Origin of the sequence: Pseudomonas sp. DR208 (assembly GCF_019823005.1) — a bacterium.
GTDB lineage: Bacteria > Pseudomonadota > Gammaproteobacteria > Pseudomonadales > Pseudomonadaceae > Aquipseudomonas > Aquipseudomonas extremorientalis.
In genome coordinates, this window is the sequence record NZ_CP081944.1 from 3,384,059 (window position 1) to 3,407,646 (window position 23,588).

Below are 23,588 nucleotides of genomic sequence, written 5' to 3' on the forward strand. Positions count from 1 at the left end.
GGGCACTTATTCAAGGTGAGTCGATGAACATTGCAGAACTCGGCGTCAAGATCGACTCGGCAGATGCAATCCAGGCAAAAACGAGCCTGGATGATATGGCGAAGGCCGGCGGCCGGGCCGAGCAGTCCGCCGTTTCGCTGATGAACGAAATGCAGGCCCTGGAGAAATCGCTTTCCAGCAGCGCCAAAACCACTCAGGACCTGGCGAAGCAGCGTGACGCTCTCGCAAAGTTGACCAAGACCGGCGCCTATGGTGAGGCTGAGGCGGCTAAGATCTCAGCTCAGTTGGACAAGCAGCAGATCGCCCTGGCCAAGTCTGCGATGGATGAACAGAAGGCCTTGAACAGCCTTCTGGGTGCCATCGACCCGGCTCGCGCAGCACTGGCAAAGCTGGACACGCAGGTCGAACAGCTTGGCAAGCACCTGGATGAGGGGCGCATCAGCCAGGATCAGTACAACACTGCCCTGAGCAAGATCGATAAGGATTACGCCAAGCTCGAAAAGACCACCACCGGTTTCGACAAGCTGCGGCTCGGCACCCGCCAAGCTCAGGAAAACGTGGTGCAGTTGGGTAATGCGCTGTCGTCGGGTGACTGGGGGAGTGGTGTTCGCGCTGTGGCTCAGCTGGGCGCAGGTGCTAGTGCCGGCGCTGCTGGACTTCTCGCAATTCTGGCGCCGCTGGCCCTGGCTACCGCCGCTGTGGGCGGCCTGGCCTACGCCTACCACAAAGGCAGCGAAGAGCAGGACAGCTACAACAAGTCGCTGATCCTTACTGGCAACTACGCCGGCGTGAGTGCGGGCCAGTTGGGCGATATGGCGCGGCAGGTCAGCGCTACCGTGGGCACCACCGGCCAGGCTGCGGCAGTTCTGGCCATGCTCGCAGATAATGGCAAGATCGCTGGCGAAAGCTTCGAAGGCATCACCCATGCCGCCGTATCGATGCAGGAAGCCACAGGCAAGGCAGTAAGCGAGACGGTTGCCGAGTTCGTGAAGCTGGCCGATGACCCGGTAAAGGCATCCGCTGCGCTCAACGAGCAGTATCACTACCTGACTGCCTCGGTTTACTCGCAGATCGCCGCGCTGGAAGAGCAGGGCGACCACGCGGGAGCCGTGAAGCTGGCGACCGAGTCCTACGCTGACGCGATCAATGAGCGCACGCCGAAGATATTGGCGAATCTAAGCCTATGGGAAAGGGCTTACAACACTGTAGCGCGCGCCGCTGACGGAATAAAGAACATTGGTCGTCCTGATATTGACGCAGATATTGAGCAAGCTCGCCGCGATCTGGCTGATGCACAGAAAGGCAACATTGGGCTGTTCCAAAATAAAAAAGAGATGATCGAGTTCAGGCAAAACCGCCTGAATATGCTGGAGGACGAAAAGGCAGCTCAGGCCGATATTGCCAAGTGGGAGGGCGAACAAGCGAAGGCTCAGGGCAATGCAGTGTCGTCCATGGGTAAGATCGATGCACTCACAAAGTCTTCATGGACGAACGAGCAAAAGCGCGTCGAGGCGGTAAAGGAGTACAAGAAATGGCTGGAGGATATCCGCAAGATCGACCCGAAAGATTCCCGGCTCAATCAGGCGGCGATCGACAAGAACATTGCCAACATCAATGAGAAGTTCAAGGATCCCAAAACAGCCGGCACCCAGGTTGACCTGACGAGCTTCAATGATGCCAAGAACAACCTTGCAGCGATCACCGACACCTACAAAAATTACCAGAAGGAACTGGAAGCAGCTCAAAAGGCCGGCCTGCTGTCCGAGGAAGACTATCTGCTGCGGCGCCAGGCGCTGATCGGGAATCAGCTCGACCAGACAACGGCAGCCTACGAAGCAGAGATTGCGGCGCTTGAGGCCGCCAAGGGCAAGAAGTCCACGTCGGCTGCGCAAAGCATCCAGCTGGACCAAAAGATCGCCGACGCGCGCGCCGGGATGGTCAAGGCGCAGAAGGACGCGGACAGCCAGCTTGAAGTGCTCGCAACCAACGAAACCGGGCGCTTGGCAAAGCAGGAGCGGGCGATCAGCACGTACGTGCAGGCGCTGGGGCAGCAACAGAGGGCCTTGGAGCTTGCAGGTCAGCGCGCAGTGCTCGGCGTAGGGCAAGGCGATCGCCAGAACGCGCTCAGCGGCGAGCTGAACAGCCAGCAGGACCGGTTTGCTCAGCAGTCGCTGGAGCTTGCCAACCAGAAGTCCGATCCTTCGCGCAACATGTCGGAGGAAGAGTTCAAGCGGAAGTCGCAGGCGCTTGCCGATGCGAACAAGGCCGCCACCGACCAGATCCGGCAGAACTATGCGGATGTGGAGAATGCCCAGGGCGATTGGACGAAGGGCGCAACGGCAGCCTGGGATAACTACCTGGATTCGGCGCGCAACATCGCCGGGCAAACCAAAAGCCTGTTCGGCAATGCCTTCAGTTCCATGGAGGACTCACTGGTCAACTTCGCCATTTCGGGCAAGGCATCGTTTGCCGACTTCACCAAGTCCATCCTTGCGGACATGGCGCGCATTGCCACACGCCAGGCCAGTTCGGCGCTGCTGGGTAGTTTGGTGGGGGCGGCAGCAAGTTACTTCGGTGGCAGTGCGGCCGGCGGAGGTAATGGTCTCGCTGCAGGTTCCGCTGGCGCAGCGTCGTCGAATCTCGGCGCCTCGGCGGCTGGTTACTCCAACACCTACTTCCCACAAGCCAACGGCGGCGCATGGTCGGGCGGTGTGCAGCTGTTCGCCGATGGCGGTGCATTCACGAACTCAATCGTCAGCAAACCCACGGCGTTTGGCATGGCCAACGGCAAGACCGGCGTTATGGGTGAGGCCGGGGAGGAGGCAATTATGCCCCTGACCCGGACGTCGAGCGGCAAGCTCGGCGTCATGGCCATGGGCGGCAGCGGGTCTGGCGGAACGCAGATCAATGTCGAGGTACATATCGACGGCGACGGAAACGCATCGTCAACCGCTGACGCGCCTGGCTATGACCTCTTCGGCAAGGAGCTGGCGACGTTCGTTGAGCAGAAGTATCAGGAGCTGCGGAACAAGGACATGCGCCAGGGTGGCGTGATCAACAACGCAATCAAGGGGCGATGATGGCTATCGAACGATTCACCTGGGCGACAGAGAAGGGCGCGGAGGGAGATATCGCCCAGCGTGTCCGCTCCAAGCAGTTTGGCGATGGTTACGAGCAGTCGGTCGAGGATGGCCTCAACAACCGGTCGCAATCCTGGCCCGTGACCTTCACGGGCATAAAGGGCCGCATCAAGGACATCATGGCCTTCCTCGACCGACACAAGGGAGCAAAGGGTTTCCTCTGGGAGCCGCCCCTCGGCGAGCTTGGCCTCTACAAGTGCAACGGCTACAAGCCTGTGCACCGTGGCGGCCAGGTCTACGCCATCAACGCGACTTTCCAGCAAACCTTTCATCCCTGAGATAACCGCCCATGGCACTGATCACGGACATCCAGAAACTGGAGCCCGGCGGAGAGATTCGCCTGTTTGAAATTGACGGGACGGAATACGGCGCCGATTACCTGCGCTTCCACGGGCACGCCATCCCGCACACGCCAGAGGAATTGCTCGCGTACGAGGGCTCCGAAGAGGATCTGCCCGCCAAGTCGATTATCTGGCAGGGCCAAGAGTACGCGGCCTGGCCGGTGCAGATTGAAGGTATTTCTTCGAGCAGCGACGGTACCGCCTCTCGGCCGACTTTCGCCGCCGGCAACGTCAACGGGCGTGTCACAGCCCTGTGCCTTGCCTTCGAGGACATGCTCAAGTTCAAGCTGACGGTTCGCGAGACGCTGGCCCAGTATCTGGACGCGGCGAACTTCCCCGAAGGCAACCCGACTGCCGACCCAACCCAGGAGGCGCTGGAGATCTGGTACATCGACCAGAAAACAAGCGAGGACGGCGAGGCGGTGGTCTGGGAGCTGTCCTCCCCGGGCGAGATCGATAACCACGGTTTGCCCGGCCGGCAGATGACAACGTTCTGCCACTGGGCCATGACCAATGGTTACCGGGGGCCGGACTGCGGCTACACCGGTGCGGCCATGTTCGACGACGAGGACAGCCCCACGGATGACCCGGCTCTGGATCAGTGCAAAGGGTGCCTGTCGTCCTGCAAACTGCGCTTCGGCGAGAACAACGAACTGTCCTTCGGCGGATTCCCCGCCGTTTCCCTGATTGCCCGGAGCTGACCATGCGCAAGCACATCATCGCGGCGATCCAGGCGCACGCTGCAGAGGAATACCCCCGTGAGTGTTGCGGCCTGCTGCTGGCCGTTGGCCGGGCGCAGAAGTACTACCCGTGCCGGAACATCGCCACGGAACCGAGCGAAGAGTTCCGGCTGGATCCTGAGAACTACGCTGCTGCGGAAGACTTGGGCGAGGTGATCGGCATCGTTCACTCGCACCCGGACGCCACCAGCAGACCGTCACCGCATGACCTGGCCATGTGCGAGGCCACGACTTTGCCCTGGCACATCCTGAGTTGGCCCGAAGGCGACCTGCGGACGATCACGCCAACAGGCAGCACGCCGCTGCTCAAGCGCCCGTTTGTGCACGGCGCCTGGGACTGTTGGCAGGTGTGCGCCGATTGGTATGCCCGCGAGTGGGGCCTGGAATTCGAAGCCTTCCAGCGCACCGACGGCTGGTGGGAGAGTGCGAAGAACGCCAGCTTGTACGAGGCGAACTACGAGGCTGCGGGCTTCGTGCGCGTCGACCGGCCGCAGCGCGGCGATTTGATCATTATGCATGTGGGGCGGACAGTTCACCCTAACCACGCTGGGATTTACCTGAGTACCGATCCGTCGTTACCTGGTGAAGAGTCGGGCACTTTCGGCCCCGGACCGTTCCTCCTACACCACCTGTACGGTAGGCCGTCCGAGATAATCGTCTACGGCGGCCCTTGGAATGACCGGACACGCCTGATCCTCAGGCACAAAGACGCAAGACAACCAACATGACGCGGCATGGCCGCAGGAGAGTGTATGCAGAAGAATGATCAGTTCAGCCCGGTAATCGCTTGGCGATCAATGCTGGGGAGCAAGCCAAACCGCGAGCCGGTAGAGGTTGATGTTCAAGATGGGCGCGCCGAGTATTTGCTCAGCGGCCCGTACAAGCTCTCCGAAGGCGGTAAAATCGAAGTTGTTGGTGGCAGGCTTCTTTTTACCGGCGGCTGCCTCAAGATCAGTTGATGTGGTGGAACGTCCTGGAGAAACTACCGTCACCAAAGTAGTTAAGGTTGTCGGCTAGTATTAAGGCATACCCTGGGCCTACGGCCTTAAGCTCGTCCGAAATGGTTTGAAAGCTCGACTCTGAAAGAAACGTAATGACACCGCACCCCACCTCAACATCTTTGTATGCGAATTTGGTCGCTACGGGGATGTAGTCTTCTTTCGAGGTGACGATGATGTAGGGGAAGATGGTTTGTCCTTCGTTCACATTGACCTCCAGGTCATAAATGCGCCGATATTGGCGCAATCCCAGTCCTTGGGCTTGCAGGCGAAGGACTGGGGAAATCCTTTATGCTTTGAGCTTATGGAGTACATGATTCAGCGCCGAGATAGCGCTCAGCGCCCAAACATGGTGCTCCTCAATTCCGTGGCCGTTCGTGATGTCGTATCCCAGCATCGCCGCCGAATGGAACCGAAGTCGCTCTAGGTTCTCTCCTGCGTAGGAGGCTTTCTCTTCAAAATAATCGTCCAGTCGCAGTATCAATATCGATACTGCGGAGAAAGCTGCTGCACGCGAGAAGAGATCATCCGTGGCGCGTGCTGCGCGAATCAGCTCGTCGATTTTTTCTAGAGCTTGCTGGGGGTCGTTCATGCTCGGTCCTCTGAAAGTCCATTTCATAAAGGCCAGAGGCTACTATCGTGTGCGGTTTGGGCGTTACTGGCATTCCATCCACGCTGGATGCTTGGACAGGGTGGAATTCAAATTGTTTACGGGGGATGATGGCACTTGGCCAATGAAAAGGAGTCCAGTTGTGAGTATTACCACGGAAGAGAAGGAACGGGTTGGTGTCGTAGTGCATTTAAATGGTGCCGAGTATCAGAATGTTTTGGTGCCGTGGAGCTTCGATATACCTGATAGCTACAAGTCGTCGCTTGAAGCGTTGAGGCGGTGCCGATACGTTGCCTTTGTTGTAGATGGAAGGATGAAGTCGATTGGCGAGATTGATCGATGGAGCTTTGAAGTCGGTGATGATTGCAAGAGATCGGCGAGTTTTTCTCTACTTTCGGACAACGTCGAAGGGCTATCCTCGCGGCTCTCAACTCCATTTAGCCAAATTCATTGGTTGACTGGGTATCAGTTGACCCCGATTCAAGAGGGCTTGTCTCAAGGCGCTAAACAAAGGCCTGCGGATGTTTTGCCAAGCTTCGATATTGAAGAAGCCTCGAAGTCAGTCGCTAGACGATTTAGTGTCGATGCTGAGCAAGTCGAAATAACAATCCGTTCAAAGTCTGCCCTTCGCTAAGCATGATGCCCAAGCCCAGCCCCGTGCTGGGCTTTTTGCATCTCCCCCTGAGTGCTACAGTCCCGCCAAACCAAAGAGGGAACGACATGCGTATTTTGATAGCAGCGGCAGCGGTGGCGATGCTGGCGGGGTGTATGGCGCCTACGATGAATGAGGCACGCCAAAGCGGACCTTACAAGGTGTTGACCTCCAAGAAGACAGATGCCGCGCTCGCCAAATGCGTCCAGTACGAATGGCAGAACCAGTCGATCTTCGGCGGTACGCCTGGCGCAACGCTTCAGCCTGGCCGCGACACCGGATACACGGTATTCACTGAGGGCTCGCAGTACTTTGTTGATATACAGCCAAAGGGCACCGGATCTGAGGCAAAGTACTACGTAGTGGTTGGCAACTGGATTGCCAACAAAAGACTGGGCGCGCTGCAGGGCTGCCTGTAGCAGTAACCACTTTCAAACAAGGCTCGCTTCGGCGGGCCTTTTTACTGTCCGGAGAAAAGCACATGGCGGCACTGGCCATTAATTATCAGCCCATGACCACGATCCTGCTTTACGGCCAGCTTCGGCAGTTTGGGCGCTCATTCCGAATGGCTGTGAGGTCTCCCGCCGAGGCGGTGAAAGCTCTTTGCGTTCAAATTCCAGGCTTTGAGCGCTTCCTATCCAACGCAAAATCCAAAGGGATCGAGTTCGCCGTTTTTCGCGGCAAGACGAATCTGGCAGAAAAGGAACTTGGATTCACGGGGGAGGGTGACATCCGCATCGCTCCAGTCATCACCGGCAGCAAGCGAGGCGGGGCACTGCAGACCATTATCGGCGCAGTATTGATCGTCGTCGGCCTCGTCATCACCGGCGGCACCTTTGGTGCAGGTGCGCCTTTTGGCTCGGCCCTGATCATGATGGGCGGGTCGATGGTGCTGGGTGGTGTGATTCAAATGCTCAGCCCACAGGCCGGCGGCCTTAAGACCAGCGCCGCGCCCGAAAACACACCCGGTTACGCCTTCGGCAGCGCCAAGAACACAACGGCGTCTGGCAATCCGGTTCCGCTTTGTTACGGCAAACGCCGGGTAGGCGGAGCGATCATCAGCGCCGCTATCTATGCAGAAGATCAGATGTAGCGAAATCCGCACCACCACAGCCGGCCATGAGCCGGTTTTTTATTGCCTGGAGAAACGCATGGGCGCAGCACAGAAGCTCGACATCTACGGTGCCAAGGGCGGCTCCGAGAAGCCAAAAACCCCAACCGAGGCGCCGGACAGCCTGCGCTCTGTCGCTATCGCCAAGATGCTGATCGCTGTAGGGGAAGGTGAGTTCGAAGGAACGCCTACCGCGAAGGACATCTACCTCGACAACACCCCACTGCAAGACCCCCAGGGCAACATGAATTTCCCGAACGTGAAGTGGGAGTGGCGCACCGGGGCCGTGGACCAGAGCTATATCCAAGGCATCCCATCGATCGAGAACGAGACCACGATCAGTACCGAGCTGCGCAGCGGGACGCCGTGGGTGCGAGCCATCAGCAATACCCAGCTTTCCGCTGTTCGCGTCCGTTTTGCGTGGCCTGCGCTTCAGTCCGTGGACTCTGGCGGCAACGTCAATGGCTACCGGATCGAATACAAGGTTGAGCTCGCCACCGACGGCGGCGCCTATCATCAGGTTCTGAGCGAGGCTGTCGACGGCAAGACCACCAGCCTGTACGAGCGCACGCGCCGTATTGATCTGCCCAAGGCCACCACCGGCTGGCTGATGCGTATCACACGCCTCACCATCAACCAGAACAACAACAAAATCTCCGACACCATGCAGATCGCCGGCTTCACCGAGGTGATCGACGCGAAGATCCGCTACCCAAATACTGCGCTGCTCTACATCGAATTCTCCGCCGAGCAGTTCCGCAGCATTCCGGCCGTCACGGTGGAGACAAAACTGAAGAAGATGCAGGTACCGAGCAACTATGACCCGGTATCGCGTACTTATTCCGGCGTTTGGGACGGCACATTCAAACAGGCTTGGACCGATAATGCGGTTTGGATGACCTACGACATCACCACCGCAGATCGCTTCGGCCTGGGCCGCCGCATCAAGCCATGGATGGTGGACAAGTGGGAGCTGTACCGCATCTCGCAGTATTGCGACCAGTTGGTGCCGAACGGGAAGGGCGGCCAGGAGCCGCGCTTCATCTGCAACTTGAACCTGCAGAGCAAGGCTGACGCCTGGTCGCTATTGCGCGACATCTCGACCATATACCGAGGCATGACCTACTGGGCTCAGGGCCAGGTGTTCACCCTGGCAGATATGCCGCGCGCAACCGACTTCGACTTTGCATACACCCGGGCGAACGTCATCGACGGAAAGTTCACCTATTCCAGTGCGTCGGAGCGTACCCGCTACACCCGTGCGCTGATCAGCTACGACAATCCACTGAACAACTACGACACCGACGTCACTGCTGTGACCGATGCAAAGCTCCAGCGGCGCTACGGCGATAACCCCCTGGAGATAAGTGCCATCGGCTGTACCCGCGAGTCCGAGGCCCAGCGCCGAGGCAAGTGGGCGTTGCTCACCAACTCCAAAGACCGTGCCGTCACTTTCAAGGTCGGCCTCGATGGGCGCATCCCGCTCCCTGGCTACGTGATTCCGATCGCCGACGAACTTCTCGCCGGCCGTCCGGTGGGTGGGCGCATCTCGGCAGTGAACGGCAAGGTCATCACCCTGGACCGCGACACCCAGGCCAAGCCCGGCGACCGGCTTATCCTCAACCTGCCCGACGGCAAGTGCGAGGGCCGCACCGTGCAACTGGTAAGTGGCCGCCAGCTAACCGTGACCGTTGCCTACTCTGTGCCGCCAGAGCGCGAACTCGTTTGGGCGTTGGACGCCGATGACTTGGCAATCCCGCTATACCGCGTGCTCAGCGTGGCCCGGCCAGAGCCTGGCGTGTTCGAAATCTCGGCCGTTCAGTACGATCCGAGCAAGTTTGCTCACATCGACACCGGGGCGCGCCTGGAAGAAAGGCCCATCAGCGTCGTGCCGATCACCGTGGTGCCGGCACCGGCGAGCGTTTCCCTGACATCGAGCTACGCCGTTAACCAGGGCATCGCGATCAGCACCATGAACATCTCGTGGCCTGCCGTCGCCGGCGCGGTCGCTTATGACGTGGAGTGGCGCAAGGACAGCGGCAACTGGATCAAGGTGCAGCGGACGGGCTCGACGAGCGTTGACGTCACCGGTATTTACTCGGGCGCCTACGTGGCACGTGTTCGGTCGGTGAGTGCCTTCGAAATCTCGTCGATCTGGAAAAACTCCAGCCTGACCAACCTTGAAGGCAAGACCGGCCTGCCGCCGGCGGTGTCGTCGCTGACCACCACCAGCGAATTGTTCGGGATCAGCATCAAGTGGGGTTTCCCACCTGGTGCGGAGGACACCCAGCGCACCGAGCTGTGGTATGGCCCCGCGAACGACCTGGGCGCCGCAACCAAGCTGGCCGACCTGGCATATCCCCAGTCGGACTATCGCATGCAGCAGCTGTTGGCTGGCGCAACCCTGTTCTTCTGGGCGCGCCTGGTGGACCGGACCGGCAACGTCGGGCCGTTCTATCCAGTTGGAAACGGTGTAATGGGGATGGCGAGCGCAGACGCAGATCCCGTGCTGGACTTGATCGCCGGCCAGGTTGGGCGAACGGAGCTCGGCAAGGACATCCTGGACGAGATCGACAAGATCCCAGGGCTGCAAGACCAGATCGATGCCTTGGACGGGCTGAAGGGTTACGACGAGGATGAGACATACCTGAAAGGCCAGATGGTCGTCGAAGGTGGGAGGATCTATCAGGCTGCCCAGGCTGTTCCCATCAACACCCCGCCGCCGAACACTACCTATTGGACCGATGTGGGACAGTCCGTTGAAACGGCCAACGGCCTGGCCCAGCAGGTATCTACCAACACCGCCGATATCACCGAGCTGGACGGCGTGGTCACGGCTCAGGCGTCAAGCCTTCAGGCGTTGCGTTCTGCATACCGGGATGACACGGGGGAGGGTGACCTGGCGGATGCACTCCAGGGTTACAACGCTTCAGCCAGTTTTGCCCAGGAGGTGAAGACCCAAGCCTCGAAGAATTCGGCGCTGGTGCAGCGCACGACAGAGCTGACTGCCGAGGTGGGCAATGTCAGTGGATCTGTGACTGCGCTGGAAAGTGTTGTTGCCACCGACCGCCAGGTGACCGCGCAGGCCATCCAGCAGATCGGTGTGAAGGTCGGCGAGAACTCGGCCAACATTCAGACTGTGAGTCAGGCCCAGGCCGGGACCGACGGCAAGTTGGCGACGATGTGGTCTGTGAAGATGCAGCTCAACCAAAACGGCCAATACGTCGCAGCAGGCATCGGGCTTGGCATCGAAAACGTTGATGGTCAGTTGCAGAGCCAGTTTCTGGTGAGCGCTGACAGGTTCGCCGTGGTGAACAACATCAATGGGGTGCTTTCTTCGCCATTCACGGTGCTGAACGGCCAGGTTTTCATGCGGTCAGCCTTCATCCAGGACGGCACCATTACGAACGCCAAGATCGGCGAATACATCAGCTCGACCAACTACATCGCGGGTCAGCAGGGGTGGATTCTCAATAAGGACGGCACCTTTGAGATTAACGGTGTAGTGCCTGGTCAGGGCAGGTCGATCATGACCAATAGGTCTCTTCGTTTTTGGGACGTGAACAACGTAAAGCGAGTTCAGATTGGAGATCTAACCGAATGAGTCATGGCATGCGTATATGGGGGGCTACAGGCAACCTGCAAATCGATGAGAACTCATTCACTGTTAGGGTCGTCTATTCGGCAGTTGTGTCATCAGCCAGCGGTGGTAGAAGTCTCTCTATCACAATCGCTGGCGTTACTCCTGAAACACATTCAGCCGTTTGCATTCCTATTGGCGCATACCCTCAAGACCAAAACGCCCAAGACTATCGCGCAGTGCAATATGAGCCTCAGGTAGTTCCGGGTGGGGTGGTCGTTTGGTTTGGAAATAGAACTCAATCAAGCGGTGTTATTGGCTTGGCCCCTCAGCGCCTGCTTGTTATGAGGTATAGGTAATGTCTTATGGGTTCCAGTTTACCAATGCAAGCAATGTGGTGACGCTTGATTCTGAGTTCTCAAGGCTGGTCGTTCTTCAGACTGGCAGATACTCAAGTGGTGCCGCGTTTTCTCCAGCGATCGCAACCCAAGAGCCGCCGCTTGTATTTGTTCGGCCTGATGCGTCTTCAACTTTTCAGTACGCAACGATAAGCGGTACGCCAGGCAACTGGACCGGGTTCTCGTTCATAAGTGGTGGCGCTGGTAGCTACTTTTGTGCGGCCTTCAAGTCACTGCCCACAGCAACTTACGGGCTAAGGTTGTGGAGTGGGGCAGGGGATTTGCTTTTCGATAACGATACACCTTGCGCTCAGTTTACAAGAACCATATCTAGCTGGACTTACTTGGGGGCATCAAATACCGGCCAAGGGCTAATCCGTTGTAACTATACGGCGGTATCGCCATTGGATACTGGTGACTACATGTTGATTAATAACATTGGTATGGATGTTGCTGGTTCGTCGAGGTCATCAAAGCTATATTGCACTTGGGAGTATAATAACAACCGCATACTCATGTTTGCTATTGGTGTTACCCCTAGTACTAATTTCTTTGTGCCTGTTGTCTTTGCTAAGCCTATATCTTGACTATTAATTTGGTCGATTTCCAAAACTGATTTATCAAACTTTTATCGTCTGGAGAAAAATATGGTATGGCAAAGGGCCGGGACAGTTTCTGTCCAAAACGGCAGCACAACCGTAACAGGTGTCAATGTTGATTTCGCCGCAACTTCCAGGGTGGGTGATTCCTTTATTGGGCCGGACGGCTCGAATTATGAAGTCTCCAACATCGCAAGCGCTACAGTGATTTCGATTCTGCCGGCTTACAAGGGGGCTACTGTAACTGGAGCGGCTTACGCCATCATGCCCGTGCAGGGATATGTCAAAGATTCCGCAGATCAATTGCGCGCCGCAACGAAAGCTCTCGGTGATATGCCGGTTAGCAAGCAGGATAAGAGCGACAACCTGACTGCATTTTCAGGGCTTGCTGGCGATGCTAACAGGCTTCCATATTTCACTGGGGCGGGAGCCCTTTCACTTGCCGTGATCTCAGCCAAGGCTCGGGCACTACTTGGGCGAACGGACACGGCTGGCATGCAGGCTGAACTCGATCTGGTTCCAGTTTCAAGCAAAACGGATGTGAACCCTGGAAGATTGGTCACAGTCGGGTGGCTAGGGTTTGGGGCATCCCTTAGCCCGGCCTTGCCAGGGTCAAACGCTAACGTGGCCATACCCTCTGGACCAGTCTACGCCACACCAGCCACTTGGACTGGAAGTCCCTATGCAGGTACGGACGGACGTAACCAGGGGTATCTATCCGCAATAGTTTGGTCGGACGGCGGTTATATGATTCAACGCTGGGTTGGTCTTGATCCATCATGGGGTAGCTATCAGCGACATTATGTAAACGGAGTATGGCGGACATGGGCCCCTGTCTATAACGCCGACAATTCAAACCTTGATCCAACCAGCTCAGCGCCCGGCTTAATGTCATCCGCCTTGGTTGGGGGCTATTTAGTCAACCGTTACCTTAATGGTGAAGTTGAAATTAGGGGAGTTGCGCCTTTAACACCCCAAGTAACGGCGGGTGAACTTAGAGTGCTTACGATTGCCCTGCCGATTACACTGGTTAATGGATCCCTTGGGTTTTGTTTTTCATCCCTTACGCGGGTTCAGCCTCAACAGACGTACGACTCATACGGGGTAATCGCGGAATACATGTCGGACCCGTCGACTATCGGTATAGTTATAAGGAATGGTGCTACACCGCAAACATTTCAACCTACAATAAACGTTAAAGGTCGATGGAAATGAAAATTAAACTATTCCCCTTTTTGTCCGATTGGCCCCTTGAGGCTTCCATTGATGGTGATGTAATTACCATCAATGGCGAATCTATTGACCTGTCAGGTATTCCAGATGGTTTCAGATTGCCAGGGAGTGCAGTTGGTAACAAGTTCTTCCTCGGGGGTTCTGGCGACTATGTGGAGCGAATTGGTAAGACTTTACACTTTACCTTACGCTTTCCTGTTCAGTGGGACAGTCCGCCGGAAGTAATGAACCCAATTGAGCCTATCGTGATTGATGCGCGTAGTGGTCCGGTTAAATTCCCCGACAGTGCGCCAATCGTAATTGAGCAACCAGTTATTGAACTATCGGAGGTGCCGGAAAATGGTTGATTTGAGCCAGCTTGAGCCGGTAAAATCCGCCCAGGATATTACGGATCAGATTGATCTGGCCCGGGCGCGTGCTTACTTGAAAGAAACCAACCGGCACACTTTTGCCCTAGTCGAGGAGGGCACGCCAATACCGGAAGACGTAAAGGCAGCACGTATTGATGCCAGGGCGACTATTGCAAGGCTTGCTCGACCCGCTATCTGACACGCTTAGGAACAAGATAACCCGCCAATGAGCGGGTATTTTTTTGCCTGGAGAAAAGTATGCCGATCACCGAGCAGCAGCTGCTGCAGATCCTCCCGAACGCCGGCAGCAATGCCGGCGTTTTCTTTCCAGCCCTGAATACGGCCATGAGCCGTTACGGGATCGTTGGCACAGCCCGCGCCGCTGCGTTCATCGCTCAGGTTGGACATGAGTCCGGCCAGTTGCGCTATGTGCGCGAGATCTGGGGGCCAACGGCGCAGCAGCTTACGTACGAAGGCCGTGCCGACCTGGGCAACACCGTCAAGGGTGACGGCTCGAAGTACCGGGGGCGCGGGCTGATCCAGATCACCGGGCGGGCGAACTATGCCGCATGCGGTGAAGCCCTGGGCCTGGACCTGATCAACAACCCAGAGCTGCTCGAGTTGCCACAGAACGCGGCGATGTCGGCGGCCTGGTTCTGGTCAACCCGTGGGCTGAATACCCTGGCAGACCAAAAGGACTTTGCGAAGATCACCAGGCGCATCAACGGTGGGCTCACCGGCCAAGACGATCGCCAGGCGCTGTACGACAAGGCGCTGAAGGTGCTGGCATGACGCCGGTGCAGAAGTTGGCCGGCCTGGTGGCGATGATCCTGGTGCTGATGGCCGGCGCCGCGGGCGTGACCTGGCAGTTGCAGGACTGGCGCATGGGAGAGAAGCTCGCCGAGCAGGCCGGCCTGCACAAGGATGACCTGGCCGCGATCAGCAATGCCGCCGCCGCCCAGGCCCGCACCGAGCATGACAAGCGCCTGGCCACCGAGCAGCAGCTCGCCACCCAGGACCAACAACACATCAAGGAATTATCCGATGCCCATCGCAACCAGGCTCTCCTGCGTGACCGTCTTGCTACTGCTGATGTCCGGCTGTCAGTCCTCCTTGCCGAGGAACCAGCCAGTGGCTGCAACGTGCCTTCCACCCCCGGCGCCGCCGGCGTGGTTCATGCAGCCCGTCGAGCCCAACTTGACCCAGCGCATGCTCAACGAATTATCGCCATCACCGACGCCGGTGACCAAGGACTGATCGCACTACGTGCGTGCCAGTCGTATGTCCGGACAGTTGCGCCCTGAGACCGCTGAACTACTCTCTCGGAGTCGGTTTCTATTGCGAGCATACGGTTTATTGAAGGGCGTCATGGATAAGATGCTAGCTGGCCTTTCGTTTCTGCTGACTCTGGGCTGGGTTGCGGCGGTAGCGTTTGTGATGTGGTATTTCTCGGAACCTTAACGCAGGGGGCGAATCAGCTCTGGCCCGTTGTTCCGCACGTTACCCACGGCCGTATCGACCTTGAACCATTCGAAGGCCTCGGCCGGCTCACCCTGATGCAGCACCATCTGCTCAGCGCGCTCCTTCGGTGTAGCTGGGTCCAGCCATTCCCGGGCCAGGTCCGGAGTCAGCACAACGGGTCGACGGTCGTGGATGTCCACCATGCCGCCGGCGCTGTCGGCGGTGATGATTACGAAGCCGTCATGTTCGCCCGGGCCTTCATCTGCATCGGGTAGTTGGCCGATTGCTGCACACAGCACCGGTGCGCCATCCCTGCGGCGGATCAGGTAGGGCTGCTTCTTGGGCCCACCCTCATCGACCCATTCAAACCAGTTATCGACGGGCGTGATTGCCCGGTACGGCCAGATCGCCCGGAAGAACGGCCCGTGCGCTACCTTCTCCACGCGGGCATTGATCGGCGCGGCGCGGTCTTTCGCCCAGTGTGGCCGCCATCCCCAGCGCACGGAATCGGCGTGCAGCAGGTCACCCTGGATATGGAGGAGTGCGACCTGGGTGGAAGGGGCGACGTTATAGCGCTCAATGGGATGATCACCCACTGAGTTTGCCAGGGCATTGGGCATGCTCAATGCTGCAACGAAGTCGTGGATACCCCGATACTGTGAAAGTCTTCCGCACATGGTCATGCCCTCTGTGTACTAGTGAGCTTAGACAATCGTGGTCGTTCGAGACCTCAATTCATTTACGATCAGCCTGAGGTTATCGGCCTCGCGCTTGCTCACGATCGCGGAAGAGGTGAGGTCGGAAATTTGCTTCCTCATCGCCGCAGCTTCACTACCACGTTGTCGGAGATAGCCGGCGAACTCATCTTTCTTCGCCCGGGCCTCATCTAGCATCAAGACCAAACCGAAGATGTCGGCGCGAGCTTTGCTCAGCAGCAAGTTCAGCTCCTGGATTTCATTCTCCAGCAGCAGGCAATGCTGTTGGTACATTTCCAGCGGCGAGGGGAGGCCGAGCCACTCACAGGTGTCTTCGTCGAGGTTCATGGTGGGTAAACTCAAATACTGTATGTTCGTACAGTAATCGAGGTTTAAGCGTGGCGCGATTTGAGGCGACGAGCTGTAACTGATTTGGGTTTGGTAATCATTCGGCAGGACGCCGTGGGGAGAAAAATTGCGGTGCAAGGTCTAAAATTGCGGAGCAGAAACACTAAGGGCCTGCATGAGGTTAATTACGCAAGCCCTTGATATATTTGGTGCCCGAACCCGGAATCGAACCGGGACGCCCTTACGAGCGGGGGATTTTAAGTCCCATGCGTCTACCAGTTTCGCCATTCGGGCGGTAGCGCGGTGTAGCAGGGTTGGGAATATATAGATCCAGGCGCTTGGATGCAAGGTCGCAGAGGGGCTTTATTGCATTCGTGGGTGGGCGAAAAAGCTTGCCAGATCAGTGATCTAGAAAGGTTTTCGGCAGCGGCCCGGAGGATGTCGTCGGCCCGCGCTGTTGACCCTGGCATCAAAATCCGACACGACGTGCGGTCGTCCATTGCGGTATTCGGGGTGTAAGGTAAAGCCTGCAACGCTGGCAACATCTCAGGCAGACGAGGTGATTATGAGCACTCCAATGCTGAACAAGCTGCACATCAATGGGTACGACGTGGTACGGGTAAACTATGGACCCTGGCGGGTGTGCACGCCCAAGGACCGGTTGGCGTCGTTCAATTCCCGTGAGCAGGCACTGGCGTATGCTGCCACGCTGCCCGGGTATCGTGCCCGTAGCAGGCCGATGGCCAGGTAGATCGATGCTTGCTGCCGAACTCAGTCGATCAATGCCAGCAAATCCGTAGTGCCCACATCCAGCCCCGCCTGGGACAGCAGCGTGGTGGCCTGGCCCCGGTGATGGGTCTGGTGGTTGAAGAAATGCACCAGCAGGCTGAAGAAGGGTTTGTCGGCTGTCACCCCGCGCATGTTGCTGTAGTGCAGGCGCTGATCCAGGTCGGGCTCGCGCACGGTGTGGGCCCAGTCGATGATCAGCTGGTCCAGCCAGGCGCGGTGGGTGGCCAGTTCGCGGATATCGGCAAATGCCAACTGCCTCAGGTCGACCGGTGCGGCAATCGCCTCCAGCGGCGTCAGCGCTGTGTAGCCGGCTGGATGCCGGGCAAACCGCTTGAGCCACACAGTGTCGCCCAGCGCCACATGGTTGAGCGTGCCGAGGATCGAGCCGAAAAACGCCTGGCGATCCATCAATAACTCGGCGTCCGACAGCGTACTGGCCGCGTCGTAGAGCTTGCGGTTCATCCACTGGTTGTAGTTCGCCATCAATGCGATGTGTTCAATCCGGTTCACGTGGGTGTTTTCTCGAAGACGCGGTGACGGGATGATAAGCCGTGCCCGCCCGGCGGTCATGGTGTTCCGGCAAGGCCGGGCTATGGTTGTCAGACGCCAACACTGCGCTCTGGGAGGGTAGCACCATGAACACCAGCGACTTACTGGAACAACTCTTGCGCGCCGGGCAAGGTGGCAGTGCTTCCACTGGCGGCCTCGGCGGGCTGCTGGGCGGTTTACTGAAAGGCACCAGCACCGGCAACGCTTCCACCGGTGGCGGCCTGGGTGATCTATTGGGCGGCCTTGGCGGCATGCTGGGCGGTACGACGGGCGCTCGTCCTGCCCAAGGGCGTTCCGGGGGAATGAATTACGCGGCACTCGCGTCCCTGGGCATGGCCGCATTCCAGGCCTATCAAGCCTGGCAACGCCAGCAGGCCAACGCGCCACAGCTAGCCTTCCAGACGGTGGACCAGCTCGCCGGTCCCGCCGCCGAAGCCCACAGCCACGCGGTACTGCGTGCCTTGATCGCGGCGGCCAAGGCAGACGGGCGCATCGATGAGCAAGAGCAGCAGTTGATTTCCAATGAATTGGGCCGGCATACCGACGACCCGCAACTGCAACAATGGCTCGACGCTGAAGTGGCCAAGCCGCTGGATGCGACGGATTTCGCCGAGTTTGCCAGCGACCCGGCGGTGGCAGCCGAGGTGTACCTGGCCAGTGTGATGCTGGTGGACGATCAGCAGGACGCCGAACGCAATTACCTGGACGACCTGGCAGGGCAGTTGCAAATCGACCCGCAATTGCAACTGCACCTGGAACAACAAGCCAAGGCCTAGAAGCGCAGTGTGGCGCCGGTGGTCAACCACTGCGCCCGATCCCCGATCAGGCTGCGACCGACCACCAGGTCCACGTCGACGAATTCGCCCAAGTGCAGCCGGGGCCCGGCCTGCCAGGCCTGGTCGCCGCCTTCCTGGCCGTAGCGCTCGGCGATCAGCGTCAACAACGGTGCCACCTGATACTCGAAACCGGTGCCCCAGGTCAGGCGGTGCTGCTGGTCACCATCGTTGTAGGCATGGGACCAGCCGGCATTCAGGTTCAGCCGCAGGGGCGTCAGCGGTTGCCAGGTCAACGGGATATTGAAGTCTGCGCCATCAAACCCGTGTTGACGACCCAGGGCAAAATGCGCGCCGGTGGACAGGGCCAGCTCCAGGCCCAGATCCTCCCGCGACCATACCTGGGCCTTGAGCTGCGGGTTCACCTGGGTTTCGCCCTTGTCTGTGCTGGTTGCACGCGACAGGGCAGCGCCCCATTGCACCGACGGCAGCGCGGCGAAGGTGCAGGCCGGTGACAGCGTTTCTGTATGCGTAGTGCCGTCGTGGCGGTTAGCGGTGTACCAGGCGTCGACGTTGCATTCGCCCGGCGCGTTGATCGCACCGTCGTCGACCACATAGGAACCGCCGGCTGCGTTGGCTTTTGACAGCAAGGCAATCGTCAACAGGATGCCCAGTGTCAGGCCGATAAAGATCAAATTGCGCTGCAATGCGCGGCGTTTGGCCGGTGGCAGCAGCAGTAACGTGTGGCGTGCACCGCGGTAGTGACGCGCACGGTATTTGGCAAACCCGTCCTGGCGGGCTGGGGTGTGTTTTTTGTGCATGATGCACCTCACATGAATTCAGCTTTCTACGGTCAGTACCGAAATGCCGCTGGCCTTGGCCTGGCACACCAGCTCGCTGGTGTCGTCCCCGCCGGGCAGGGCGATGACCACATCGGGGCGGCTGTCGGTCAGCATGAAATGGTTGCGCTGGCGTTCCGCCTGTTTGCCGTGGCGTTGCCAGTTGGGCGGGTAGCGCACTACGTCGATGCCCAGTTCCCGCGCCCATTCCTCGACGTCACTGCCAAGGAACTGGTTGCCGCCGTGGATCAATACCTGCACCGGGCGCAGGCGGTGGTAAGCGTCCAGCACCTGGCGGGACATTTTGGTGTCGGCGTAATGACGACCTGCACAGATCAAGACGCGCATAGGGTGTTTCCTTGTAGTGCACGGTGGCGGCCGGGCGACCGCCACCGTTTAAACGGCGGGGGAGATCAGTACCACTGCTTGAAGCGGCGGATGTAGATCGTCTTCATCAGTTGGGCCACGCAGCAGTAGCTGAGCAGGGTGCCCACCAGCCATGGGAAGTAGGCCATCGGCAACGGTTGCAGGCCCACCAGGGTGCCCAGCGGCGAGAACGGCACATAGATCCCCAGTACGATCACCACGCAGGTCATCATCAACACCGGCCACGCGGCGGTGCTCTGGAAGAATGGGACCTTGCGGGTGCGCAACATGTGCACCACCAGGGTTTGCGAGAGCAGGCCCTCGATGAACCAGCCGGACTGGAACAGGGTCTGCATCTCGACGCTGTTGGCGGCGAACACGTACCACATCAGCGCAAAGGTGGTGATGTCGAAGATCGACGAAGTCGGCCCGATCCAGATCATGAAGCGGCCGATGTTTTTCGCATCCCACTTGCGCGGCTTGGCCAGGTATTCCTTGTCCATCTTGTCCCATGGCAACGCCAGCTGGGAGATGTCGTACATCAGGTTCTGCAGCAGCAGGTGGATCGACAGCATCGGCAGGAACGGAATGAACGCACTGGCCACCAGCACCGAGAACACGTTGCCGAAGTTGGAGCTGGCGGTCATGTTCAGGTACTTCATGATATTGCCGAAGGTTTCGCGGCCCTTGAGCACACCTTCTTCCAGCACCATCAGGCTCTTTTCCAGCAGGATGATATCGGCTGATTCCTTGGCGATATCGGTGGCGGTGTCGACCGAGATTCCCACGTCGGCATCACGCAGCGCCGGTGCATCGTTGATCCCGTCACCGAGGAAGCCCACGGTGTGGCCGTTGGCTTGCAGCGCCTTGAGCACCCGGGATTTCTGCAGCGGTGTCAGCTTGGCAAACACGGTACGTTCTTCCACGCGGCGCAGCAGCGTCGCGTCGTCCATCGCTTCGATTTCGGTGCCCAGCAACGGCTGGCCTGGATCGAGGCCGACCTGGCGGCAGATCTTGCTGGTGACCACGGCGTTATCGCCGGTGAGCACTTTGATCGCCACGCCAATCTGTTGCAGCGCGGCAATCGCAGGGCCGGCGGTTTCCTTCGGTGGATCAAGGAAGGTCAGGAAGCCCTGAATCACCAGGCTGCGCTCATCGGCCGTGGTGTACTGCTGACGCGCCAGGGATTTAGGGATGTGACGGGTCGCCACTACCAGCACGCGGAAACCGTCCTCGTTGTAGTCGTTGGCGATCGCCAGCAGTTCCTCGCGGCGACGATCATCCAGTGGCACCGCAGCGCCGGCTTCCATCACATGCGTGGAAATGCTCAGCATCTCTTCCACGGCGCCTTTGCACACCAGCAGTTGATCGTCGGCGGCATCCTTGACCACGATCGACAGGCGACGGCGGACGAAGTCGAACGGCAACTCATCCACTTTGCTGTAGGCAAACGGCACCTGGAACTTCGGATTACGTTCCGAGAACTCCACCACCGCCTGGTCCATCAGGTTTTTCATGCCGCTCTGGTGATGGCTGTTGAGCCAGGCCAGGGACAGCACGGCGTCGTCACGTTGGCCGAAGGCGTTGACGTGGTGTTCGAGGATGATCTTGTCCTGGGTCAGGGTGCCGGTCTTGTCGGTGCACAGCACATCCATCGAACCGAAGTTCTGGATCGCGTTGAGGCGCTTGACCACCACTTTGCGCTTGGCCATGGCCGTGGCGCCCTTGGCCAGGTTGGCGCTGACGATCATCGGCAGCATTTCCGGGGTGAGGCCTACGGCAACTGCCAGGGCAAACAGGAACGCATCCCCCCAATCACCCTTGGAGAAGCCATTGAGCAGGAACACGATCGGCACCATCACCAGCATGAAGCGGATCAGCAACCAACTGACGCTGTTCACGCCGCGGTCGAACGCGGTTTGCACCCGCGAGCCGACAATCGCCTTGGCCAGGGAGCCAAAGTAGGTGCGTGCCCCGGTGGCCACGACGACAGCCTGTGCCCGACCGCTGACCACGTTGGTGCCCATGAAGCAGATGTTGGGCAGGTCCAGCAGGTTGCCCTGGTCGGCGGCCATGGCGCTGGCGGATTTCTGTGTGACATCGCCGAGGGTGTCGTACTTTTCCACCGGCAAGGCTTCGCCGGTCAGCACCGCCTGGCTGATGAACAGGTCACGGGACTCGATCAGGCGGATATCGGCCGGGATCATGTCGCCGGCCGACAGCTGCACGATATCGCCGGCCACCAGCTCGCGCATCGGCACTTCACGCAGGGTCGGTTGCGAGCCCACTTGCTCACGGCGCAGCACGGTGGCCGTGGTGCGGACCATGGCCTTGAGGGCTTCGGCGGATTTGGCCGAGCGGTGTTCCTGCCAGAAGCGCAGCAGGCTGCTGAGCAATACCATGGTCATGATGATGATGACTTTGGTCGGGTCGGCGTCTTCGCCTTCCTGCATCGGCAGCCAGCAGTCAGTGAAGAAGCTGATACCGCCCAGGGTCAGCAGCACATAGATGAATGGGTTGTTCAGTGCCTGCAGGAACTGCACGATGGCGTGAGGCGGCTTGTCATGGGCAACTTCGTTGTAGCCTTCGCGTTGCAGGCGCGCCTGGGCGTCCAGCTCGGTGAGGCCGTCCTTGGTGGCGCGGACGTTGGCCAAGGTGGCCGACAATCCGTTCTGGGCTTCGCGGGCGGCGCGCATCGACAGTCTGGTGTCGGTGTGGCTGCTGCTCTTTTTGTTCAATGGGGCGTTTCTTACGGCGCTCATGGTGTGTGCTCCTGTCGCCAATTTTTCGACAAAACATACCCGTTACCGGCCTGATGACAGGCGAGCGAAAGCATGCCGAGTCGCTAACTTCGCGATCGGTTTAAATAAGGTGTTCACATAACTTCTACAGTGCCCGCTAACAGCGCGTTAATTAATTAGCGCGCAGCGGGCTACTACTGGACGTGTTCATAAAAGAACGCCAGAACAATAATCAGGAAGTTGCTGTTTCCAGCCGGGTCAGGCGGCGCGAGCGCTCACATACAGACCGAGCATCAAGCTGGCCTTGGCCAGGCTGGAAACCTTGGGTCTCTGTGGGTCTTGAGGGTCGGCGTGATCCCAGTGCTGGACCAGTTGGCCGCTGTCAGGGCAGATACGCCAATGCGCCAGCGGGTAGGCCGGGCGCACTTGGGGGGAGGGTGCAGCAAAGGTTGAGCGGGTAGGCGAAAAACCCACAGGCTCACGGCACAGCTTGGCACGCAGGGCGGCCGCGAGTGTGCGTACATCGGGCAAAGCAAGGGTTAGCAAGGTCATAACACACCTCGGGACCGGACAAGCGACCGGCGAGGCAGTTACGGTGGAGCATCAAGCTCTAGCGCAGCTTACCGGACCGGGGAGGCGAGTCCTGTCATGTTCTGGGTTTGGCGCCCGATGCCCGCCAAGGCGGTGCTCGGACAGCGACTAGATACTGTGTCCATTGGCTTCTTTTGTGAGGTTTAAAAAAGGCCCCAGTTGCAGGCACGGGCAATCTACTCAGGGCGATGCAGGATGTCAACGCTTAATGTATTAATTCATTACAAGTTCAGAGTCTGTTCAGATAGAAGGCCTGTTTCAGTTCTGCTTCGGTTGTATCGTTACTTGCACTTCTTCAGCGTTGTGAGCGGGAAGTAGTTGTTTTTGAAGGTGGAGATGAACGGGCTTGCCTGTATCCTCCAGGGGGGGATACGATCAGGCATCCTCGAAGGAGCCTCTCAATGAGCGAACATGTCCACCAAACCCATGACGCCATCGTCAAACGCCTCAAGCGTGCCGAAGGCCATTTGCGCAGCATCACCAGCATGATCGAGGCGCGGCGCCCGTGCGTGGATATCGCCCAGCAACTGCATGCGGTGGAGAAGGCGATCTGCCAGGCCAAGCGCACGCTGATCCAGGACCATCTCGACCATTGCCTGGAAGACAGCGTGACGCTGGATAGCCTGGCCTCGCTGGCTGAGCTCAAGCAACTGACCAAATACCTGTAGGCAACACGCCAGGGGG

The 23,588-nt window shown here is 58.8% G+C and carries 25 protein-coding genes and 1 tRNA gene; 16 read left to right on the forward strand and 10 right to left on the reverse strand.

Annotation, left to right across the window (positions count from 1 at the left end):
* The first annotated feature begins 23 nt into the window (after nucleotides 1–23).
* From K5K89_RS15515 to K5K89_RS15535, 5 genes are read left to right on the forward strand one after another with little or no spacing between them, the layout of a single operon-like run.
* A complete protein-coding gene (locus K5K89_RS15515; RefSeq protein WP_222539713.1) occupies nucleotides 24–3,080 on the forward strand; it encodes a phage tail tape measure protein in 3,057 nt (1,018 codons plus the stop codon).
* The gene (locus K5K89_RS15520; RefSeq protein ID WP_222539714.1) at nucleotides 3,080–3,418 is read left to right on the forward strand and encodes a phage tail protein; all 339 of its coding nucleotides are present in this window, start codon (nucleotides 3,080–3,082) and stop codon (nucleotides 3,416–3,418) included. The genes K5K89_RS15515 and K5K89_RS15520 overlap by 1 nt, the downstream gene beginning before the upstream one ends.
* Before the next feature lie 11 nt (nucleotides 3,419–3,429).
* Complete coding sequence (locus tag K5K89_RS15525) at nucleotides 3,430–4,182, forward strand: phage minor tail protein L (RefSeq protein WP_222539715.1); 753 nt, start codon at nucleotides 3,430–3,432, stop codon at nucleotides 4,180–4,182.
* A 2-nt stretch (nucleotides 4,183–4,184) separates the two neighbouring features.
* Nucleotides 4,185–4,949 carry a C40 family peptidase gene (locus tag K5K89_RS15530; protein WP_222539716.1) on the forward strand — a complete coding sequence of 255 codons (765 nt, stop codon included), beginning with the start codon at nucleotides 4,185–4,187 and terminating at the stop codon, nucleotides 4,947–4,949.
* A gap of 24 nt (nucleotides 4,950–4,973) precedes the next feature.
* Nucleotides 4,974–5,180, forward strand: a complete 207-nt coding sequence (locus K5K89_RS15535) for a hypothetical protein (RefSeq protein WP_222539717.1) — start codon at nucleotides 4,974–4,976, stop codon at nucleotides 5,178–5,180.
* Here the strand turns inward: K5K89_RS15535 and K5K89_RS15540 are convergent.
* Nucleotides 5,173–5,427 carry a hypothetical protein gene (locus tag K5K89_RS15540; RefSeq protein ID WP_222539718.1) on the reverse strand — a complete coding sequence of 85 codons (255 nt, stop codon included), beginning with the start codon at nucleotides 5,425–5,427 and terminating at the stop codon, nucleotides 5,173–5,175. The genes K5K89_RS15535 and K5K89_RS15540 overlap by 8 nt on opposite strands.
* An 81-nt stretch (nucleotides 5,428–5,508) precedes the next feature.
* Complete coding sequence (locus K5K89_RS15545; protein ID WP_222539719.1) at nucleotides 5,509–5,811, reverse strand: hypothetical protein; 303 nt, start codon at nucleotides 5,809–5,811, stop codon at nucleotides 5,509–5,511.
* A gap of 160 nt (nucleotides 5,812–5,971) precedes the next feature.
* On the opposite strand from K5K89_RS15545, the gene K5K89_RS15550 reads away from it, so the two are divergent.
* The 8 genes from K5K89_RS15550 to K5K89_RS15585 all read left to right on the forward strand — a co-directional run bounded on the left by K5K89_RS15550 (nucleotide 5,972) and on the right by K5K89_RS15585 (nucleotide 15,056).
* On the forward strand, nucleotides 5,972–6,463 hold the full coding sequence (locus tag K5K89_RS15550; RefSeq protein ID WP_222539720.1) for a hypothetical protein: 492 nt from the start codon (nucleotides 5,972–5,974) through the stop codon (nucleotides 6,461–6,463).
* 86 nt (nucleotides 6,464–6,549) lie between these two features.
* Nucleotides 6,550–6,900: a hypothetical protein gene (locus K5K89_RS15555; RefSeq protein WP_222539721.1), complete on the forward strand. Its 351-nt coding sequence runs from the start codon at nucleotides 6,550–6,552 to the stop codon at nucleotides 6,898–6,900.
* 62 nt (nucleotides 6,901–6,962) lie between these two features.
* The gene (locus K5K89_RS15560) at nucleotides 6,963–7,574 is read left to right on the forward strand and encodes a tail assembly protein (RefSeq protein ID WP_222539722.1); all 612 of its coding nucleotides are present in this window, start codon (nucleotides 6,963–6,965) and stop codon (nucleotides 7,572–7,574) included.
* Nucleotides 7,575–7,632: 58 nt separating this feature from the next.
* Nucleotides 7,633–11,196 (forward strand): host specificity protein J, encoded by a 3,564-nt coding sequence (locus K5K89_RS15565; protein WP_222541717.1) that lies wholly within the window; start codon nucleotides 7,633–7,635, stop codon nucleotides 11,194–11,196.
* A 2,184-nt stretch (nucleotides 11,197–13,380) separates the two neighbouring features.
* A complete protein-coding gene (locus tag K5K89_RS15570; protein ID WP_222539723.1) occupies nucleotides 13,381–13,749 on the forward strand; it encodes a hypothetical protein in 369 nt (122 codons plus the stop codon).
* Complete coding sequence (locus K5K89_RS15575) at nucleotides 13,742–13,951, forward strand: hypothetical protein (RefSeq protein WP_222539724.1); 210 nt, start codon at nucleotides 13,742–13,744, stop codon at nucleotides 13,949–13,951. The genes K5K89_RS15570 and K5K89_RS15575 overlap by 8 nt, the downstream gene beginning before the upstream one ends.
* Nucleotides 13,952–14,010: 59 nt before the next feature.
* Nucleotides 14,011–14,544: a glycoside hydrolase family 19 protein gene (locus K5K89_RS15580; protein ID WP_222539725.1), complete on the forward strand. Its 534-nt coding sequence runs from the start codon at nucleotides 14,011–14,013 to the stop codon at nucleotides 14,542–14,544.
* Nucleotides 14,541–15,056: a lysis system i-spanin subunit Rz gene (locus K5K89_RS15585; RefSeq protein ID WP_222539726.1), complete on the forward strand. Its 516-nt coding sequence runs from the start codon at nucleotides 14,541–14,543 to the stop codon at nucleotides 15,054–15,056. The genes K5K89_RS15580 and K5K89_RS15585 overlap by 4 nt, the downstream gene beginning before the upstream one ends.
* A 153-nt stretch (nucleotides 15,057–15,209) precedes the next feature.
* Here the strand turns inward: K5K89_RS15585 and K5K89_RS15590 are convergent, their stop codons facing one another.
* The 3 genes from K5K89_RS15590 to K5K89_RS15600 form a co-directional block, all read right to left on the reverse strand.
* Nucleotides 15,210–15,890: an SOS response-associated peptidase family protein gene (locus K5K89_RS15590; RefSeq protein WP_222539727.1), complete on the reverse strand. Its 681-nt coding sequence runs from the start codon at nucleotides 15,888–15,890 to the stop codon at nucleotides 15,210–15,212.
* A gap of 27 nt (nucleotides 15,891–15,917) precedes the next feature.
* Entirely contained in the window at nucleotides 15,918–16,256 is a 339-nt protein-coding gene (locus K5K89_RS15595) for a hypothetical protein (protein ID WP_222539728.1), read from the reverse strand.
* Nucleotides 16,257–16,463: 207 nt separating this feature from the next.
* Nucleotides 16,464–16,550, reverse strand: a tRNA-Leu gene (locus K5K89_RS15600).
* Between the two features lie 271 nt (nucleotides 16,551–16,821).
* Here K5K89_RS15600 and K5K89_RS15605 point away from each other — a divergent pair.
* Nucleotides 16,822–17,007 (forward strand): DUF2188 domain-containing protein, encoded by a 186-nt coding sequence (locus tag K5K89_RS15605; RefSeq protein WP_071488252.1) that lies wholly within the window; start codon nucleotides 16,822–16,824, stop codon nucleotides 17,005–17,007.
* A 20-nt stretch (nucleotides 17,008–17,027) separates the two neighbouring features.
* On the opposite strand, the gene K5K89_RS15610 is transcribed toward K5K89_RS15605, so the two are convergent.
* Nucleotides 17,028–17,555 (reverse strand): DinB family protein, encoded by a 528-nt coding sequence (locus K5K89_RS15610; protein ID WP_071488212.1) that lies wholly within the window; start codon nucleotides 17,553–17,555, stop codon nucleotides 17,028–17,030.
* A 125-nt stretch (nucleotides 17,556–17,680) separates the two neighbouring features.
* Here K5K89_RS15610 and K5K89_RS15615 point away from each other — a divergent pair, with 125 nt between their 5' ends.
* Nucleotides 17,681–18,370, forward strand: a complete 690-nt coding sequence (locus tag K5K89_RS15615) for a tellurite resistance TerB family protein (protein WP_222539729.1) — start codon at nucleotides 17,681–17,683, stop codon at nucleotides 18,368–18,370.
* Here the strand turns inward: K5K89_RS15615 and K5K89_RS15620 are convergent.
* The 4 genes from K5K89_RS15620 to K5K89_RS15635 form a co-directional block, all read right to left on the reverse strand.
* Nucleotides 18,367–19,188, reverse strand: a complete 822-nt coding sequence (locus K5K89_RS15620; RefSeq protein ID WP_222539730.1) for a hypothetical protein — start codon at nucleotides 19,186–19,188, stop codon at nucleotides 18,367–18,369. The two genes, K5K89_RS15615 and K5K89_RS15620, sit on opposite strands and share 4 nt — an antisense overlap.
* 18 nt (nucleotides 19,189–19,206) lie before the next feature.
* Nucleotides 19,207–19,554, reverse strand: coding sequence for a DUF2493 domain-containing protein (locus K5K89_RS15625; RefSeq protein ID WP_025999705.1), 348 nt, complete (start codon nucleotides 19,552–19,554; stop codon nucleotides 19,207–19,209).
* Between the two features lie 65 nt (nucleotides 19,555–19,619).
* Nucleotides 19,620–22,334, reverse strand: a complete 2,715-nt coding sequence (gene mgtA / locus K5K89_RS15630; protein WP_222539731.1) for a magnesium-translocating P-type ATPase — start codon at nucleotides 22,332–22,334, stop codon at nucleotides 19,620–19,622.
* A gap of 237 nt (nucleotides 22,335–22,571) precedes the next feature.
* Nucleotides 22,572–22,865: a hypothetical protein gene (locus tag K5K89_RS15635; protein ID WP_071488216.1), complete on the reverse strand. Its 294-nt coding sequence runs from the start codon at nucleotides 22,863–22,865 to the stop codon at nucleotides 22,572–22,574.
* 440 nt (nucleotides 22,866–23,305) lie between these two features.
* Here K5K89_RS15635 and K5K89_RS15640 point away from each other — a divergent pair, with 440 nt between their 5' ends.
* The gene (locus K5K89_RS15640; RefSeq protein WP_071488217.1) at nucleotides 23,306–23,572 is read left to right on the forward strand and encodes a metal-sensing transcriptional repressor; all 267 of its coding nucleotides are present in this window, start codon (nucleotides 23,306–23,308) and stop codon (nucleotides 23,570–23,572) included.
* The last annotated feature ends 16 nt before the right edge of the window (nucleotides 23,573–23,588 follow it).